This is a genomic window from Desulfovibrio sp. 1214_IL3152 (assembly GCF_036763055.1).
Taxonomy (GTDB): domain Bacteria; phylum Desulfobacterota; class Desulfovibrionia; order Desulfovibrionales; family Desulfovibrionaceae; genus Desulfovibrio.
The window spans coordinates 1-17,883 of sequence record NZ_JBAIYW010000376.1 but is presented as its reverse complement, the minus strand read 5'-3'; the positions used below and the strand labels follow the sequence as shown (position 1 = coordinate 17,883).

Here is a 17,883-nt window from a genome sequence, read left to right as displayed (position 1 = left end):
TCGCCAATGAGACTCTGCCTGAAGGCCTGTCCCTCGGCGCCGGCTTCGTCCAGCACCCGCTGGCGCTCGGCGTAGGCTGCTCCCAGTATTTCACGCGCACGCTCTTCGGCCTTGGCCCGCACCCGCGCGAAATAGTCTTCCTGCTCCTGCTGTTGCGCGCGCTCACGGCGCAGGGGTTCCTGCATGGCGTCAAGCTGCTCCACGGTGGCTTCGCGCTCGCCCATGAAGACAGTTCCCCATTTTTTGCGCAACTGATCTGACGCCATGACGTTTTCCGGGTTAGAATTTTTCGGCGGCAGCCCTCAAAGCCCGCTGCCGGACAAGGCTGCTGCCTGGGGCAAGACCGTTTGTCTCAGCCCCTAGACAAAGACCTCGCCAGCGCCCCTGCTGATAACAAGCTTGTTTTCCGCCTCAAGGCGGCGCACAACCTTTACGATGTTCTGCTGTGCAGCCTCCACATCTGAAAGCTTGGTCGGTCCCATATATTCCAGTTCTTCGCGAATCATGTTGCCCGCGCGCTCGGACATGTTTTTGAAGAACTTTTCCTTGAGATCGTCGGTAGAGCCGCGCAGCGCCAGGGTAAGATCCTCATTGGAAATTTCCTTGAGCATCTCGCGCACACCCCTGTCGTCAATGTTTTTGCAGTCTTCAAAGACAAACATGAGGTTGCGGATATCTTCGGCCATCTGGGCGGAATCTTCCTCAATTTCAGACAGCACTTCCTCTTCGGTGGCACGGTCCACGGCATTGAGAATTTCAGCCACGGACTGGACGCCGCCCACCTTCTTGCCTTCTTTGCCGCCCATGGCGATAAGCTGGCTTGTGAGCACCTTGTCCACTTCCATAAGCATGTCTTCCGGCACGGCTTCAAGCCGGGCCAGGCGCATGAGCACCTCGGCGCGCACGCCTGCGGGCAGGCTTGTCAATAAATTGGCAGCCTGATCGGGGTGCAGATGGCCGAGAATGAGCGCCAGGGTCTGCGGGTGTTCATTGCGCAAAATCTGCGAAAGAAGACGGGGGCTAACCTGCTCAAGCTCACGGAAGGGCGCAGGGCCTGTTTCCAGGCTGAGCGAGTCCATAATGTATTTGGCAGTTTCAGGGTCGAGATTTTTGACCAGCAGGCGTTTGAGCGTGTCGCTGCCGCCCGCGATCATGTCCACCCCTTCCACCAGAGACTCGTGAAAATCGCGCAGCACTTCTTCCACCACTTCGCGCGGCACGGGTTCCAACTCCACAATGGCTTTGGAGATCTCGGCTATTTCCTGCCTGTCCATGCGCTTGAACACGTCAGCCGTGAATTTGTCGCCCATGGCGAGCAGCAGCACGGCGATGCGCTGTTTGCCGGTCAACTCCATCCTTATGCTCCTTCACCCCGCCCCCGAGGGCGCTGAGGGGTTTTAATCCTTGTCAGAAAGCCAGCGCTTGATAAGCCGCACGGCCTGATCCATATGCTGCTCGGTAATGCGAACCAGCCGCAACTTCAGTTCTTCCACCCGCTGATTGGTTTCCCTCTGCGCCAGACGCAGAGCTTTAAGCTGCGCCAGGGCCGGCGTCAAACCGCCGCCCTGCCCTGCGGAAAGGCCCGCTCGCGGGGGGCTAGGCTTTAACTGCTTCATCGTTCTTCATCCAACCGCGCACCAATGTAACCACCTGTTCCATATGGTTGTCGGACAGGGTGAAGATGTGCGCTTTCAGGGCTTCAATGTCCTTGAACACCAGACCGTCCTCATCGTCTTCCTGCGGCGCGTCGTCCTCTGTGCGGGCAGCTTCTTCCAGCGCCTCGTACAGGGCAAGCTGCTCTTCGGCGGCGGGCAGGCCTTCCAGCCCTTCCACCATTTCACCGGCCTCCACCTTGGGCCGGATAAGGGCCAGCACCACGGGCCGCACTATAAGCATCAGGAATAAAAAGGCCAGCAGAGCGTTGAGCAGGGGCTTGCCCAGACGTTCGGCATAATCGGCCAGCATGTCGGCAAAATTGGGATCCCTGGGCGGCTCGGAGTCCGTAAAGGGCGCGGAACTTACCTCCAGCGCGTCTCCCCGGCCCGCATCCAGCCCCACGGCATTATGAACAAGCTGGCGCACCTGTTCAAGCTCTTCGCTCTTGCGCGGCATAAACGTCCACGCGCCATCGGTCTTTACATACGTGCCATCAATGAGGACTGCAACCGTCAGGCGGCGCAATTCTCCCACGTTGGACACGATCTGCTGTTCTTCTTTGTTGATTTCATAATTGGTGGTGCGGGATTCGCGGGTTCCGCTCTGGTCGGATACAGAACCGGTAATGCCGTCGCCGCGAAAATTCACGTCCGGCGATCCGGCCTCAAGGTTGGCGCGGCCCTGCTGGCTTTCTTCCTGACGATATTCACTGCGCACAGCGGTTCTTTCAGGATCGAACAGCTCGCGGCGTATGGTCTTCTGGCTGAAGTCCATGTCGGCGTTAACTTTGGCGATGACGCGGCCGGGGCCGAAAAGGGGCTGGAGCATTTCCTCGATGCGGCGCTCAAGATTGCGCTGCACGGTCTGGCGGTATTCCATCTGCGTGGTGGTAATGCCCGCCAGGCTGTCTTCTTCCGGCTGGTACAGCACCTTGCCGCTGGTATCGGTAATGGAAACATGCCCCCTGTCCAGCCCTTCCACAGACATGAGCATCATATTGAGGATGGCGTTGATTTCTTTCTGGTCAACCTTGATGTTGGGACGAATGAGCTTGAGCACCACCGAGGCCGAAGGCGACTGGCGTTCTTCGACAAAAAGACTGCGGCGGGGAATGACCAGATGCACGCGCGCGCTTTCCACACTGGGGAATTCGCTGATGGTGCGGGCCAGTTCACCCTGGAGGGCGCGGGTATAGTTTATTTTCTGCACAAAGTCGGTCTGGCCGACCTTGACCTTGTCAAAAATTTCAAAGCCGATGCCCTGCCCCACCAGACCGCCTTCGCCCGCGATCTTGATGCGCTGGTCGTACACCACTTCCTGCGGAACCATGATGGTGGCCCCGTTATCAGCAATGCGGTAGACAACCTTGTCGGCCTGCAGGGCCTTGACCACCACGCTGGCGTCTTCAGGACCAAGATTGGAATACAGAACGCGGTATTCGGGGCGCCCCATCCATATGGAAAGGCCGATAATGGCAGCCAGCAGAGCCACGGCCCCGCCTGCGGCGGCCATGCGTTGCAGCTGGCTCATCTTTGCCCATACTGCTTTGAACGAATTGACAAACTGTTGGATGAATGCAGGCATGATCCGCTCCTGTGCGCTCTGGCGCCGGTTTTCCGGCACAAGGCCGGGCTTGCCTTGCGGTAGCAACATTCATGCCTAAATGTATTATATTGTAATAACAGGATATATTTTCAATCCTATTTTGTAAGTACCTGAAATTCAAATTTATGACGCCTCAAAAGCAGTCTCCCCCTGCACGGCAAAGCATGCAGGGGGAGGCTGTTCAGGAGTCTGGGAAAAAAATCATATTCTAGAGCATGTTAGCTTTGGAAAAGTGTAAATGTTCTAACGCTGCACGAAAGTGCAATGCTCCATAACATGGCGCGGATTCTGCTGGAAACCACATTTTTCGGCTGAATGAAAACTTTGAAATGTGAAGTATTTCAAAGTTAATATGCTCTAGAGCAGTTTACGAATGAAACGAGTCAACTGCTCTGCAAGGATTTTCTTGAAAATCCTTGCCACGAAATGCGAGTAGGCAGGCTTTTGCCTGCCGTAAGCAAGCATTTCAAGTGTTAAATGCTCTAGACAGTGTCGTCACGAGATGAATTTCCTTGGTATATCAAGGAGAACGAGCCTTTTATGCAGGGAGTGTACTCTTATGGTACTCGACCGGAATAAAAGGCGAAGTTCGACGCAGAGATACCGGGAAAGGCGCTCGTGACGACACTGTCTAGAGCAGATTAACTTTGAAAATGTACATTTTCAAAGTTTAAGACACGCTCGCTTCGGCGTTTAACCGCGCAAATAAATTGCGCTTACGCCTTCGCGGCGGGCGACTGCCCACGCAGCCGCCAGAGCAATTTCAAAGTGAAATTGCTCTAGAACTGCATCTTGGAAATTTCTTTGTATGCCTCCAGCACCTTGCCGCGGACGGCGGTGGTCAGCTTCATGGCAAGGCTGGACTTCTGCATGGTGATCATGAGTTCCTGCACGTTCTGGGTACGGCCTGAGGCAAATTCGTTGATGGCCTCATTCTTGACGCCCTGCAGCTGGTTTACCTTGTTCAGCGAATCCTTGAGTGTTCCGGTAAAGCTGTTTTCAGGCGTAACCGGGGTGTGCGTCTTGCCGGGAAACTGCACCATATCCACCTGGGCGCCGAAATTTTCGCCGGTGTCCACCTTGCTGCGAGCAAGGCTTTGATCCAGGGTGCGGGAAAAAAGGGTTTTGCCGCTGACAGACGAACCCTGCTGCAGGCTGCCTTCTACCCTGTTGAAATGCTGCATGGCCTCACTGTACGCGCGCATGCCCACTGCTTGTATGCTCATGGCCTTCTCCTGAATTGTCTCAGCGGCTCCGCCCTGTCATACGGGGACGGTGAAAGTCTTATTTTCCGATCTCAAGGGCCTTGATATACATGCCCTTAACGGCATCAACGGTGGTGACGTTGGCCTCAAAGTTGCGCTGCGCCGTCATGAGGTTTGCCATTTCTTCCACCACGTTTATGTCAGGATACAGCACATAGCCCTCGGCGTTGGCATCGGGATTGCCCGGTTCGTACACGCGCTTGAAGGGGCGGTTATCCATAGTCACGGCCATGACGCGCACCCCCTTGACCGCGCGGTCAAGTGCCGAACGCATATGAACGGAAAAAGGATCATCCAGGTCGGCCGTCTGCTGTACCACGCTGCGCCGGCGGTAAGGCCCGCCCATAGGGGTGCGTGTAGTTTTGGCATTAGCCAGGTTCATGGATATGGTATTGATGCGCGTGCGGTCGGCTGCAAGCCCCGATGCGCTTATGTCAAATGCTGTCATGAAATCCATGGCGCTCTCCTGATCTCAAATCACTGCTGTGCCGCCGGGCCTGTCACGTAAAATGCTGCGCCGTGCGGCGGGCCTTCTGCCTTGAAAAACTGGCGTCGCGTATGCCGGACAAGGCACGATCCAACGCAGACAAAGGCAAAATGCTCTTGCGGCGGCAAACGGGCTATGCCTGCTTGCCGTCTTGTATGACCGTATGCATACCTTCAAATGTTTTGGTAAGAACCTGGGCCAACGCCGTGAACTGCAACTGGTTCTTGGAGTGCTTGGCCATTTCCTTATCAAGATTCACCCGGTCTTCGCCGTGGATGAGCCGGGGCTTGAACGCCTCTGACCATTCTGGCCTGAAGCTTGAGGCATCAAAGGCCGAAGGTATGTGTTCCGCGCTGGTACGGCTCATCTGCCCTTCCATATCCTGCCCGAGGGCCGTCTGAAGCTCTTTTTCAAAGCTCAGTTCACGCGGTTTGTAATTGGGGGTGTCGATGTTCGCCAGGTTGCCGGCAATGACGTTTTGCCGTTCAAGCTGCATGTTCATGACCGTACCCACAAGGCCGATCTGGCTGCTGAACAAACTTTTCATAGATCCTCCCGCAGTCCTTCTGGGCTGCTTGGCAGGCATAAAGCAACATTTGTTCCAAACATATATTAAACAATAAAAACAGTACATTAACCAACAAAATTACGGCCTCAAAAATAACGGTCCCGGGTTTCGCCACTTTATTGACGTGACGAACCCAGGACCGGAAAAAGCAGGCCTCGATCGGCTCTCTCTTCAAACCATCTCACAAGCCTGCGGCAATATTCCAGTAGCTTATGGCCCTCTGTTCAATCCAAAAAGCCAAAATCCTTCCTGCCGGAGCAAACAGGACCGCCAAAGAGCCTCAGAACATGCGTAAATCCCGCAAGGGCATCCGGGATACGCGCAGGCTTTCGCACGGCCTGGACAACGCAAACGGCAGAAAGGCAATGAGAAGCCTGCTTGCCCACATTCTTGCGGTCCAAACTCATGCCGGGAACGCGGCTAGAGCAATTTAACTTTTAAATTGCTCGGACGGCTGCGTGAGCAGACGTTCGCTACGGAGGCGTAAGCGCAGTTTATCTGCGCGGTTAAACGCCGAAGTGAGCGTGCCTTAAACTTTGAGAATGTATATTCTCAAAGTTAATCTGATCTAGTCCCAGGCCCTGGAAAATTCCCTGTCTGCGAAAGCTTCGGCCAGCCCCGTCATTTGCCTGAGCCGCAAAACCTCGTCAGGGTCCATGCCCAATTCGCGGCCAATACGCTCACTGCTCCAGTTATAGCCTTTCAGGGCGGCTACCAGCTTGGCCGTCAGCTCGACCTTGTGCGCTCCCCGAGCCATATTATGCCGCACCGTGGACGTGATTCTGTCCTCAAGAGGCTTATCCAGCTCAACAATGAAAAGGTGGCCCGAAAGGGCCTCGTGAACTTCAGGCGCATTTTTTGCGACGCTCCTGCGGTGAAATCCGTCCACAATCTGAAACGCGCCCTTGTCGGCTCTGGCAACAACCACCGGCGTGGTCTGCCCGTCTTTTGCCATAGACAAACGCAACAGCCGCATCTCAGGCGGCGCGACTTTATTGGGGTTATAGTCGTTGCCTTTCACCTTTTCCACGCGCACCAACTGGGGACGCGCGGCCGGATGGGGCATATCCAGATAGCGGGCGGCCATATCCACAAGACGATTGTATATTGCCACCCGTTGATCAAAGCCGCGGCCATCGGCCTGCAGCGCGCCTTCCAGAGTATCGATACATTGCTCAAGATTCATTGGGCTCCTCTAACCATAAAACATATTGTATAAACCGGCCCCTGAGGTTTCCGTGCGGCATAAAACCCAGAGGCGCATAGCGCGATTCCAGAGAGATGTAATCCGTAAGCCATACGGACCGGGCATGATGACGCCGCGCGTGCTCGATGCAGTGGCGCAAGACTGTTTCCCGGAGCATGTCGTCATCAACCGGGCTGTACAAATGGCGCAGCAGACCTTTCTTGCCCTGGACCCGTATGGAGCCGAAGGCGTGAACCTCATGCCGCTCTGTCGCCACATACCACACCTGCCCGGGACGGCTTGAAATCATGCAGCCCAGGGCATCCCTTGTGGCGGCGCACGCGCAGAACTCTCCTATCAAACTGAATAATTGCGCATTGTCTTCTGGGTTACTTTTATGGACAAACTTTTCAATGTGCATAACAGCTCCCTACTTCACCAGGCGCAACACCCATTTCAGCTGCTTTTCCATTTCCTTTTTTGTCTGGCTGAACGACAGCCCTTTGCACCAGTAGTCATTTTTTAAAAGAACCTTGCATACCCGCCGCCAACTCGGGGCTTTACGGGCGGACTCCAGGCGCGGCTCCGCCTCATCCGGGATAGGCGCAACCCCGTGATCGCGCCACCAGCGCGTAAAAATGCGGATTTTATTGCGGTAATGATCAGCCGTGCTTTCAGGCATGGAGGACAGGAGAAACTCACAATAGCTTTGCCACGTATGGCCTTCCGGAAGACTTATGTGATAGTTGCCCATCACATTGCCGGATGTTGCGGCGTGACGGTTTCCGAAGTTCGCCCCCTGCACCCGGCTGACAAGCCGCGCCCATGTCTCCGGCTCCAGAATCTTGAAAAGCCAGAGGCTCTTTCGCTGGTCATCGCCAAACGGCTGGCAGAGGCGCATTTGCGCAAGGCTCAGCCCCGCCATATGCATCAGGTCGTACACACGATTATAGTCCCACCGCATCCGCCCGTGGGCCGTCCAGATATCTTCGGCCCGCCAGTCATATATGGGGTAGGCGTTGACAAGTCCGGCTCCGGAAACCGTCGTCCAGCCCTGGCGGTTCCAGCGCCGTTTTGTCCACGACTTGATGGTGCGATAACGGTTCAGGCTTTCATCACTGCGAATGCCCACAAGGCAGGCGCAATCTTTCCCCTGGGAAAAATGCCGGCCGAACAAAGGCACAAATTCTTCAAACTCCATCCCGCGCCGGAACCATGAAAAATGATTTTCATCGCTGATAACTCCCGGAAGCCGGGGAAGTTCGCGTATCCAACCCGCACGGGCTTCGGGGTCCCAGCAGAGCCAGTGCGGCTGGGTCTGGCTTACGGCATTGCGCAGGTGCATGGGCAGGCAGATCCAGTGGGGCCTGATTTCCGGCCGGGTCATGATTCTGGCGACAAAGTCGGCAGTGTGCGCGTACCAGGCTTCAAGATCTATATGCAGAACGTCGAGCGGAAGCCTTTTTTTTCTGCGTGCCACCTCCAGCGCCAGATGGACAAGGCAGCCCGAGTCTTTGCCCCCGGAAAAAGACACATACACCCGCTCAAAATTGTCAAATATCGCTTCGATTCTCTGGATGGCAGCGGTGAATACATCGATATTACGATATTGTTTTTTCATAATAAAAAAACTTCCATGTTGCCGTAATAAAACATATTTAAGCACATAATACTCATAGACGCTCCAGTTCATACCGGCATTAAATCTGATGCCATATAAAAAAACATGAAGAATACTATTTATTCCGTTTCTTGCAGTATGCTAACAACGCTTTTACCCGGTAGTCAAATAATCAAGCACAATTTTTTTCTATCACATCCCACACATACACAAGACATGCAGTCATTGGCTACAGCAATGACCAGAAAAAAACACACGATCGCCAGAAACAAGCGCAGCATGCGTCACAGGGTATTCCTGTGGAGCATCCGGCGTTTTCCTGAATCAGCGGCATGCCGTGTTTTGTGAATGCTTTTTGTGGCGAAAAAGAAAATGTTTCCACGTTACGGCGAGCCGCCGGGAATGTTTTCTGGCTCAGAGCATCTTCACTTTGAAATTACGTGAGCAGGTCCGCAGTGAAGGCGTAAGCGCGATTTATTTGCGCGGTTAAGCGCCGAAGTAAACTTTGAGAATGGGCATTCTCAAAGTTAATCCGCTCCAGAGCAGTTAACGAATGAAATGAGTTAACTGCTCTGCAATGATTTTCTTGAAAATCCTTGCCACGAAATGCGAGAAGGCAGGCTTTGCCTGCCGTAAGCGAGCATTTCAAGTGTTAAATGCTCTAATCTGGGCAGTTGGTGAAACCGTGTGCGAAAGGTCGGGCAAGCGGGCCTTGCCCCGGCGGAAGAAAGCGAGAAGCGAGCGATGCTGGCGCGTAACGGCCTCGCCCGGGGGGCGTGCAGACGGAAGCTGTCCGTCCGTCTGCACGCCAGGATTTCAGGCGCTATGCCCGCTTCATATTCTGGATCAGCGTATTGAGGTTCTGGGCCTGGGCAGCCAGGTCGGATACGGCCCTGGCGGCCTCCTGCATGGCATCTGCGGTCTGCCGCGACATGTCGTTCACCTGAACGATGGAGAGGTTAATCTCCTCGCTGGCGGCAGACTGTTCCTCGCTGGCCGTGGCAATGGCGTGTACCTGATCCGCTGTGGCATCCACGGTCGCCACGATTTCCTGAAGGGCCTGACCGGACAGGCCGGCCAGATCCGTTGCCCGGCTGATCTCCTCCATGGCGCTTTCAGCACTGGCCGTACTCTTTTCCGTACTTTGCTGAATGGCCTTGATGGCGTTGCTCACGTCCATAGTGGAAGCCATTGTCTTTTCCGCCAGCTTGCGCACCTCATCCGCCACCACGGCAAAACCGCGCCCGGCATCTCCCGCGCGGGCGGCTTCAATGGCGGCATTCAGGGCCAACAGGTTGGTCTGGTCGGCAATGTCCGAAATCACACCCATAATCCGTGTAATATCGCGGGCGTGTTCGTTAAGCTGCCCCATGTCTTCCCTGAGTTGCCCGGAAATCTGACGCACGCCTTCAATGCTGCGCAACGACTGCGCAACGATATTGGAGCCGTGCTGCGCTTTTTCTCTGGTTTCCGCCGAGGCGCTGGAAGCAGCACCGGCGTTACGGGCCACCTCCTGCACTGTGGCATTCATTTCGTTCATGGCAGTAGCGGCTTCGGACAAGCGCTGGGCAGACTCTGCCGCGCCGCGGTCAGACTGCTCTATCTGGGCCGAAAGCTCGGTAGAAGCCGAAGAAAGCACGGCGGCCACTTCTTCCAGTTGCCCCGCCGCCGCCAGCATGCCGTCACGTCTGGCGCCTTCGGCGGCGGCACGGGCTTCTTCTGCCTCGTGCATGGCCTGACGAGCCTCTTCAGTGGCTTTTTGGGCTTCCTGCGCCTTTTGTTCGCTTTCTGCCAGGAACTTTTTGAGATTTTCCGTCATGATTCCCACACCTCTGGACAATCCCCCGATTTCGTCCGTACGGGCAGCGCATTTTTCATGAACAGCCCTTTGCTGGTCGCTCATGTCAAACTGCCCGCCAGCCACACGGCCCACAAAAGCTTCTTCGTTTTTCAAAGCCGTGGTGATGCCCCGTGCCACAACAAAAACGATCAGGCCCACGATCAAAATAATACCGGACATCAGCAGCAGATTGCCGCGCAGCAGCACGGCGGCGGGCGCGAGAATTTCGCTGCGCTCCATACTCAGCACCACAAACCAGTTCATTTCGGGAATTTCCTGAAAATACGCCAGTTTTTCCTTTCCATCCCAGGTGTAGGACAGGCTGCCGTTACGCTCTTGCAGTATACGCCGGACCCATTCCAGGTTGCCGTCTTCGTCGCCGATATAGTCCTTGTTGGGATGCATGAGCAGCAGGCCGCTGCCGTCATAAACAAAACTTGTTCCGGTTCGCCCCAGTTTGACGGTATCCACGGTTTCAGCACTGAACACCGTGAGATCAACCGTGCCGTACACCACCCCAAGCACCTTGCCTTCATTGATGACCGGTGAAGCCATAACCGTGGTGACCGCGCCGGAAACCTTGCTGCGCGCATTCAGCACGCTGCTTTTGCCCTGCATGGCCGCCTTGAAATACGGACGCTCAGAAAGGTTGGTGTTGATCCCCGCAGGATTGCTGTGTCCCACAACCACGCCTTCGGGTGAAAGCAGGCCCACGGCTGTGAGCAAGGGAAAATCATCGGCAATGCTTTTCAGGCTTGCCTGCATGGCGGGCCGCAGGGCATCCCTCTCCCAATCGGAATCGGCCTTGAGAAAATTGCTTATGCGGGACGTATGCCCGGCATTATCCAGCACCTTGTGCAGCAGCTCACCCATATTGCCAAGCTGACCGGCCTGGGTCTGGGTCACGGCGCCAAGCTCTTCGGCTATCTGTACGGCCAAGGCCCTTTCCGCGCGCGTATAGCTGAACCAGGTTACGGCGCAGAGGCCCATCAGCGTCGGCAGCAGGATCAGCAGCAGCATTTTGGGCAACAAATGTAATTTCATACTCCCCTCTCTTTCCTTGAAAACCTCTTGCCTGATTTTTCAGGATACCGGGCATGGAAAATACCGGCAAGGTACGCTGAAAAGCCATGTGGCAAAGCAAGAGCGTCATGAATGTCGTTATTGTATTTATCGACACTTTTTTGAAAAAATATGGATTTTGTATCATAAGTATGAATGAATAATGCACTCATTTCAAGTATTGTAAATTACAGCAATGACAACCTATCCTGATAGATTGGCTTATAAAAGAAAAAAATCACACTTACTTCAGTGCTTTTGATTATTCACGCTTTATTTCATCATTTTTATAAAAAAATAGATTGGCATTTTAAACACCACGCTACATACACAATAATTAATATATAATAATTAATAATTACAGTTTTTCTTAGAGCAGATTAACTTTGAGAATGTACATTCTCAAAGTTTAAGTCACGCTCGCTTCGATGCTTAACCGCGCAAGTAAATTGCGCTTGCACCTTTGCGGCGGGCGACTGCTCACGCAGCCGCCAGAGCAATTTCAAAGTGAAATTGCTCTAAAGCACAAAAACAGGCTGCCCTGCTTGCGTGGCAAGCAGGGCACTATTTATTGAGGAGGTTCAGGGCCGTGGCGGTCGTCGTAACGGCTTGAGCATGCACATGCTCAAGCCCGGCATGTTTCTACCTCTGGAGCATTTTAACTTTGAACAAGTGTAAATGCTCTAACGCTGCACGAAAGTGCAACGCGCTACAATGTGGCGCGGATTCAGCCGAAAACCGCATTTTCCGGCTGAATGAAAGCTTTGAAATGTGAAGCATTTCAACGTTAATCTGCTCTAGAGCAATTTCACTTTGAAATTGCTCTGGCGGCTGCGTGAGCAGACGTTCGCTACGGAGGCGTAAGCGCAGTTTATCTGCGCGATTAAACGCCGAAGTGAGCGTGCCTTAAACTTTGAGAATGTACATTCTCAAAGTTAATCTGCTCTAGATGCGCATCTGGCTGTCGGTAACGCCCAAGGCCCGCAAATGCAGATAAACCTCCGCGCAGGCCGTGGCATCAGACCCCGCATGATGATGATCCAGAGCTATGCCGAAATGTCCGCACACATGATTCAGCTTTTTGGAGGGTAAAGGCAGACTGCGGCGCGCGCCCTTGAGCGTACAAAGAAAGTGCCGCCCCGACGCATCCGCCCCCGCTTCCCGGCAGCAGGCCAGCAGCACGCGCCGGTCAAAAGAGGCATTGTGCGCCAGCAGCACCTCTGCCCCTTTCATGAAGGCTTCCATCTGGGGCCAGACATCGCCGAAGGTCGGAGCATTTTTGAGCATGGGCCAGGTCAGGCCATGAATCTCCGTAAAAAGCACCCGCGATGAAGGCGGCCGGACAAGACTGTAGAACTGCTCCGCAACATGGCCGTCTTCAATGCGTGCAAGGCCCACAGCGCAAGCGCTGTGGGCCGCAAAGCCGGATGTTTCAAAATCTATAGCCACGCAGGGCGGGCCAAAAACGTCAGACAAGGTTACTCCACGTTATTTGCGGCATTATGCGCAGCTTCACCAAGGCGCGCCATGATATAATCGCGCATGCGGTCATCGTCGCTTTCAAGATTGAAGCAACGGGCGTCTTCATTCATCAGCCCGTCAGGAACAAAGTCGCCCAGGTCTTCGGCATCGGTAACCATATCGTTATAAAAGCAGACGGAAAGCCAACGGTTATCCGGCTCATCGTCCACCACATCAACCAGAACGAAAAGCTCGCGCCTGGTCTGGGCCGCATGTCTGGCCCGCAGGGAATAGCTGACGCCGGGGCGCCCCTTGAAAGTAAAGCTCATGCCGCTGTGCGCGGCCAGAAAGTCCATATAGGCCACAAAGGCAGCCTTGGCGTTCTGCGGATCGGTTTTCCAGCCATCCAGAAATTCATGCAGTTCCTGCGAGCCGACAACATTCATATGCGTTCCCCTTTTTATCTGCCCCACTGCCAGGGCGGAGTGCCGATATTCAGCCCCCATATGCCCCGTTTGTTTACAACGGCCTCATGTTCCTGGATCATCCAGCGACGGCAGAAGATAGCCCTGCATGTCTGCCTGTCAACCCAGGCCAGGCCCTCCACAACCAGTTGGTAGTTGACTGATGCGCCGCCAACCTGCACAAGAGCGCTCACCGTACCCGATTCACTTCTGCCAACGGGATCAAATGTCACCTTTGTGCCGCGCGGCATAATCTGGGCCAGACGCTGCAACGCTTCGGCCCCGAAAGGCTGGCTCAGCGACGGGGCGTCTATGCCGTAAAAACGCAGCACGGTAAGGTCTTCATCACTGTTGCGCTTACTGCTGACAGAAATGGTATTGCCGTCTTCGACGCGCACCACCCACGCCTCACCGGCAAAAGCCGGACAAGCGGCCCACACAAGGCAACATGCCAGACACAAACAGAATGTCCGAAACATCGTTTACACCCCAATGCAGAAACAAAGCCCGAAACCGGGGTCTTGCCTGTCGTAACGGTTAGAGCATTTTAACTTTGAACAAGTGTAAATGCTCTAACGCTGCACGAAGGTGCAGCGCGCCACAAAGGCGTAAATGCGGGTATTTCGCGCTGCGCGGCGGCGAAGCGGGCGTCATGCCATTATTGAGAGTCAGTTCTCAAAATCAAATGCGCCAACAGAACTGAAGAATGCCCGTGCCGCAAACCTTTTGTCAAGGCGCGGCACGGGCATGCATCGGTCTGTGGACACACCCCGTCACAAGCGGGCATGCGTTTTATAGTACGCTATCCCCATACGGCCCGGCCGATCTGATAGGCCGCCGTAGACACGGCATATGCCACCGCCGTATTGAAGACAACGCTGAAAACCAGCCAGCCCCAGCTGCCTGCCTCCTGCTTGATGACCACAAGAGCCACAAAGCAGGGAGAATACATGAGCACAAAAAGCATCAGCGAAAGAGCCGTGGCCTTGGACCAGTTGGCATCGCTCTTCAGCCTTTCGGCCAGCGGAGCCGCGTCTTCGGGATCCTGTTCGCCTATGGCGTATGCGGTTCCAAGGGTGGAAACAATGGCCTCTTTGGCGGCAATGCCCGCAAGCAGGGCAATGTCTGTACGCCAGTCAAAACCCACGGGCTTTGTGGCCGGTTCCACCGCCTTGCCCAGGCGGCCGGCCACGGAATAGGCCAGCTCTTCTTCACCCAGTTCATCGCGAACGCCAGCCAGTTCTTCCTCAAGGGCGGTGCGTTCATCCGCCCCTTCGGCCAGGGCGGCAATCCGGCTTTCAATCTGTTCGATCTTCTGCTCAAAAGGTGCGGCCGTTTCTTCGGGCAGCTTGGGGAATGTCATGCCCGCCCAGATGATGATGGAGATGGCCACCAGCACCGTACCGGCCTTTTTGAGGTACATCCAGGCGCGCTCCCAGCAGTGCAGCAGCAGGCTGAACAGGGTGGGCATGCGGTAGGGGGGCAGTTCCATAACAAAGGGCGTGGCTTCGCCCTTGACGATGGACGAACGCAGCAGGCGCGCCACCAGCAGGGCCATGACCCAACCGGCCAGCATGATCAGAAACATGACCGTAGCCGCCTGATCGGGAAAGAACGTTCCCGCCAGCAGCAGAAAGACCGGCAGCTTGGCCCCGCAGGACATGTAGGGCAGGGTCAGCAGGGTCGCCAGCTTTTCCTTGGGGCTGCGCAGGGTGCGGGTTGCCATTGCGCCGGGAATGGCGCAGCCGCCCGCAATGCCGCCGGAAATGATGTAGGGCATGACCGAAGCGCCGTGCAGGCCGAAAAAGCGGAAGATGCGGTCCATCATGTAGGCCACGCGGGCCATGTAACCGCTGTCTTCCATAAATGAAATCAGGGCGAACATGATAAGAATCAGCGGCACAAAGCTGACGACGCCGCCCACACCGGCAATGATGCCGTCCACCACAAGAGAACGGGCCAGACCGTCGGGCATGACTTCGCCCAAAAATTCGCCAAGCCAGGCAAAGCCGTCTTCAACCCAGCCCTGCGGATACGCGCCCACTTCAAAAGTGACGTAAAACATGAGGTAAAGCACGCCGATCATGAGCAGCGGGCCGAACAGGGCGTTGGTGAGCACCTTGTCCAGCTTGTCGGAAAGAGCCAGGCGGTCCTTGCCGGGATCCTGACGAAAAACACCGTCGCGCAGGATGCTGCGGTTGTTCCGGCATCGGCCGCGCGGGCCTCGGCCATGACGACCTCATCGCCTTCCAGCAGCTTGAGGGCCACCCAGCTGGGCAGATACCGGTCAGTCAGCAGGTCGGCGGCGGTAATGCGCTTTTCAAGTTCAAGCAGGGCCTCGTCCAGCTCCATGCCATAAGAAATACGCATGGGGCGGCGCTTGCCGTTTTTGGCAAGCTCAACGGCGGCTTTCATGCCTTCTTTAAGTCCCTCGCCGTTACGCGCCACCATAGGCAGCACGGGAACTCCCAAAAGAGTCCCCAGGCGCTCCATGTCGATATGCACCCCGGAAGCGCGCGCTTCGTCCATCATGTTGCAGCAGAGCACCAGCGGCGTGCCCATTTCGAGCATCTGCACGGTCAGCAGCAGGTTGCGCTCAAGGGCAGAGGCATCAACAATGTCAATAACCGCCTGCACATTGTCGCCCGCCAGTTCCTGCCGGGCCACGCGCTCTTCCTGAGAATAGGCGGTCAGCGAATAGGTTCCGGGCAGGTCCACCACCGTGACGTGTGTGCCGTCCACGATGATATGGCCTTCTTTTTTATCAACGGTAACGCCGGGATAGTTGCCCACGTGCTGACGCGCCCCGGTATAGCCGTTAAACACCGTGGTCTTGCCGCAGTTGGGGTTGCCCGCCAAGGCAATACGCAGGCCGTGACTGTGGTCATGACCGTGACCATGCGCGTGGGCATGACCACTTTCGTGCCCGTGTTCATGACCGTGACCGTGGTTATGCTCATGGCCGTTTGCGCCAGTGCCGGAATTTTTCATCTCGCTCATTGAAATGCCCTCCCCTCTCCGCAAAAAACGCAAAAGCGCCCCTGCAGAGCATCAGCCCTGACCGTGCCGGAAAAATTGCTCATACTAGCCGTCCTGAAAATTCTAAAGTATGGCGACTCCGGGAGCTTCCCATACCCGGTGACCGGCCGGGCGCCTGTGCTGCCGCCTTTAAAAGAAAAGTCTGTATGCCCTTGGAAAAGAAATGAAAATGAATTCCAAAGTCCTAGCGGGTTTATATGGTTAGCCATGAAATGTCAAGCTGCGCCAACATATTTTTGCGCTTCGACGCTGTATCTCACTACTTATAAACAAAGTTTTTATCATAATAAAACTTGCCCGGCTGTGGAAGAAACTTCCGGCAGCCGGGCAATGCATTGGAGTCATAAGGACTCTCCCTATGAATGATGTAACGTTTTAATCAAGGCTCTCTTTCACCATGTCATAAAACTCGCAGGCTCGGTTCAAAAACATCCGTTCGCACACGGCCTGCAAGGTCATCAGCCTGGCATGTCCGCTCCGAAGATCGTGAATATTTTCAGGTTATACTCTGGAAGATCCCATCAGGAAGCTGCGCCGATATCTGCCGGAACAAAATCCCTGAACCAGACCTGGCCGCAACATGTTCACGCTTTGCAATATCGCGGAGAGCACCACGTCATATTGGAGATGTGTGTCCGCAAAGGAAAAATGTTCTCAGGATACGCGCAGACATTCCCGCAATGAGGATACGCCGCAGGAGTGTACCATCTGCAAGGGAATATTGCGAGAACGGGCTACCTGCACAGCCTTTCGCTTGGCTTCGTGCGAAATCTTGTTGGTAAAAACGATCATGGCATCAGGATTGCCGATCTTGTCGATAAAATTACGCTCGTTACGGCTGATACATTTGAGGGAGTGGCCTTTTTCCTTGGCTGCAGCTATGTAATCTTTATGCAGCCTGTCCATGCCGCCTATAAGGGTGACGCACATACTTTCGCTCCTTGTCATGTTGCCGCTTGGCGGCAAACGCTGTTGGGATGAATCGCGTAGCTCCTTTATAATTGAAATTGAATTTCAAAGTCAAGAACAATTTTATCCCTATCCCCTTTTTGATGTGCAACTATTTTTGAACCTTGCGCCAACCCATTGTTTCCTATCAAAATACCATGAATTATTTTTTGAAAAACAAGGTCTTCTTCCGCTTTCGAAAGAAGACCTTGCTGCCGTCAGCGCGGCCTGAACCAGAACATATTCCCTTTGACGCCCAATACTCTCTTAAACCTGCGCGGTACTCACCCACGACATTTGAGCATTTAACACTTGAAATGCTTGCTTGCGGCAGGCAAAAGCCTGCCTGCTCGCATTTCGTGGCAAGGATTTTCAGGAAAATCCTTGCAGAGCAGTTGACTCGTTTCATTCGTAAACTGCTCTTGCCGCGCAATGGCATGGCACTGCCGCCTTTATCGGGATCGCGGGCAGCGGCTGCGACGGGTGCATATGGCGCGTGCCGGAGTTTTGCCCCGCAGGCGCCAGAGCAGTCTCACCTCAAACCTTCTCTGACTGTTAGCCGCTCCAGATTTTTCCAAGCTGATCCGCCCTATTTCCAGCGGGCCATAAACTCTTCGGCGCTGTGGCCTTCGTCAAGGTGTTTGAGCAGCGCACTGCCGAAAACCACGGCGTCGGGCCTGG

The 17,883-nt window shown here is 54.9% G+C and carries 15 protein-coding genes and 2 pseudogenes; 1 reads left to right on the top strand and 16 read right to left on the bottom strand.

The genetic code is table 11. From position 1 onward, the window contains the following. The 16 genes and pseudogenes from V6C07_RS08170 to V6C07_RS08095 all read right to left on the bottom strand — a co-directional run. Nucleotides 1-266, bottom strand: a pseudogene (locus V6C07_RS08170) (FliH/SctL family protein); the annotation flags it as partial. Between the two features lie 93 nt (nt 267-359). Further along, nucleotides 360-1,355, bottom strand: a complete 996-nt coding sequence (gene fliG, locus V6C07_RS08165; protein WP_333535884.1) for a flagellar motor switch protein FliG — start codon at nt 1,353-1,355, stop codon at nt 360-362. A 42-nt stretch (nt 1,356-1,397) separates the two neighbouring features. Continuing rightward, nucleotides 1,398-1,616 (bottom strand): flagellar M-ring protein FliF, encoded by a 219-nt coding sequence (locus V6C07_RS08160; protein WP_333535883.1) that lies wholly within the window; start codon nt 1,614-1,616, stop codon nt 1,398-1,400. Continuing rightward, nucleotides 1,597-3,240, bottom strand: a complete 1,644-nt coding sequence (gene fliF, locus V6C07_RS08155) for a flagellar basal-body MS-ring/collar protein FliF (protein ID WP_333535882.1) — start codon at nt 3,238-3,240, stop codon at nt 1,597-1,599. The genes V6C07_RS08160 and fliF overlap by 20 nt, the downstream gene beginning before the upstream one ends. Before the next feature lie 800 nt (nt 3,241-4,040). Beyond that, the gene (gene fliE / locus V6C07_RS08150) at nt 4,041-4,487 is read right to left on the bottom strand and encodes a flagellar hook-basal body complex protein FliE (RefSeq protein WP_333535881.1); all 447 of its coding nucleotides are present in this window, start codon (nt 4,485-4,487) and stop codon (nt 4,041-4,043) included. A gap of 58 nt (nt 4,488-4,545) precedes the next feature. After that, entirely contained in the window at nt 4,546-4,983 is a 438-nt protein-coding gene (gene flgC, locus V6C07_RS08145) for a flagellar basal body rod protein FlgC (protein ID WP_333535879.1), read from the bottom strand. A gap of 163 nt (nt 4,984-5,146) precedes the next feature. Beyond that, nucleotides 5,147-5,560 carry a flagellar basal body rod protein FlgB gene (gene flgB / locus V6C07_RS08140; protein ID WP_333535878.1) on the bottom strand — a complete coding sequence of 138 codons (414 nt, stop codon included), beginning with the start codon at nt 5,558-5,560 and terminating at the stop codon, nt 5,147-5,149. A gap of 589 nt (nt 5,561-6,149) precedes the next feature. Further along, nucleotides 6,150-6,767: an IbrB-like domain-containing protein gene (locus V6C07_RS08135; protein WP_333535877.1), complete on the bottom strand. Its 618-nt coding sequence runs from the start codon at nt 6,765-6,767 to the stop codon at nt 6,150-6,152. Beyond that, nucleotides 6,757-7,188 carry a hypothetical protein gene (locus tag V6C07_RS08130; RefSeq protein WP_333535876.1) on the bottom strand — a complete coding sequence of 144 codons (432 nt, stop codon included), beginning with the start codon at nt 7,186-7,188 and terminating at the stop codon, nt 6,757-6,759. Before V6C07_RS08130 ends, V6C07_RS08135 begins: the two co-directional genes overlap by 11 nt. Before the next feature lie 9 nt (nt 7,189-7,197). Beyond that, entirely contained in the window at nt 7,198-8,388 is a 1,191-nt protein-coding gene (locus V6C07_RS08125; protein WP_333535875.1) for a phosphoadenosine phosphosulfate reductase, read from the bottom strand. Between the two features lie 823 nt (nt 8,389-9,211). Next, nucleotides 9,212-11,272 (bottom strand): methyl-accepting chemotaxis protein, encoded by a 2,061-nt coding sequence (locus V6C07_RS08120; RefSeq protein ID WP_333535874.1) that lies wholly within the window; start codon nt 11,270-11,272, stop codon nt 9,212-9,214. 963 nt (nt 11,273-12,235) lie between these two features. After that, the gene (locus V6C07_RS08115) at nt 12,236-12,766 is read right to left on the bottom strand and encodes a 3'-5' exonuclease (protein WP_333535873.1); all 531 of its coding nucleotides are present in this window, start codon (nt 12,764-12,766) and stop codon (nt 12,236-12,238) included. 2 nt (nt 12,767-12,768) lie between these two features. Then, entirely contained in the window at nt 12,769-13,197 is a 429-nt protein-coding gene (locus tag V6C07_RS08110) for a hypothetical protein (protein ID WP_333535872.1), read from the bottom strand. A 14-nt stretch (nt 13,198-13,211) separates the two neighbouring features. After that, entirely contained in the window at nt 13,212-13,676 is a 465-nt protein-coding gene (locus tag V6C07_RS08105) for a thermonuclease family protein (RefSeq protein ID WP_333535871.1), read from the bottom strand. A 341-nt stretch (nt 13,677-14,017) separates the two neighbouring features. Next, nucleotides 14,018-16,086 (bottom strand): annotated as a pseudogene (gene feoB, locus V6C07_RS08100) (ferrous iron transport protein B). A gap of 822 nt (nt 16,087-16,908) precedes the next feature. Further along, nucleotides 16,909-17,184 (bottom strand): DUF2325 domain-containing protein, encoded by a 276-nt coding sequence (locus V6C07_RS08095; protein WP_333535870.1) that lies wholly within the window; start codon nt 17,182-17,184, stop codon nt 16,909-16,911. A 16-nt stretch (nt 17,185-17,200) separates the two neighbouring features. Between V6C07_RS08095 and V6C07_RS08090 the strand changes: the two genes are divergently transcribed. Further along, nucleotides 17,201-17,434, top strand: a complete 234-nt coding sequence (locus V6C07_RS08090; protein ID WP_333535869.1) for a hypothetical protein — start codon at nt 17,201-17,203, stop codon at nt 17,432-17,434. The last annotated feature ends 449 nt before the right edge of the window (nt 17,435-17,883 follow it).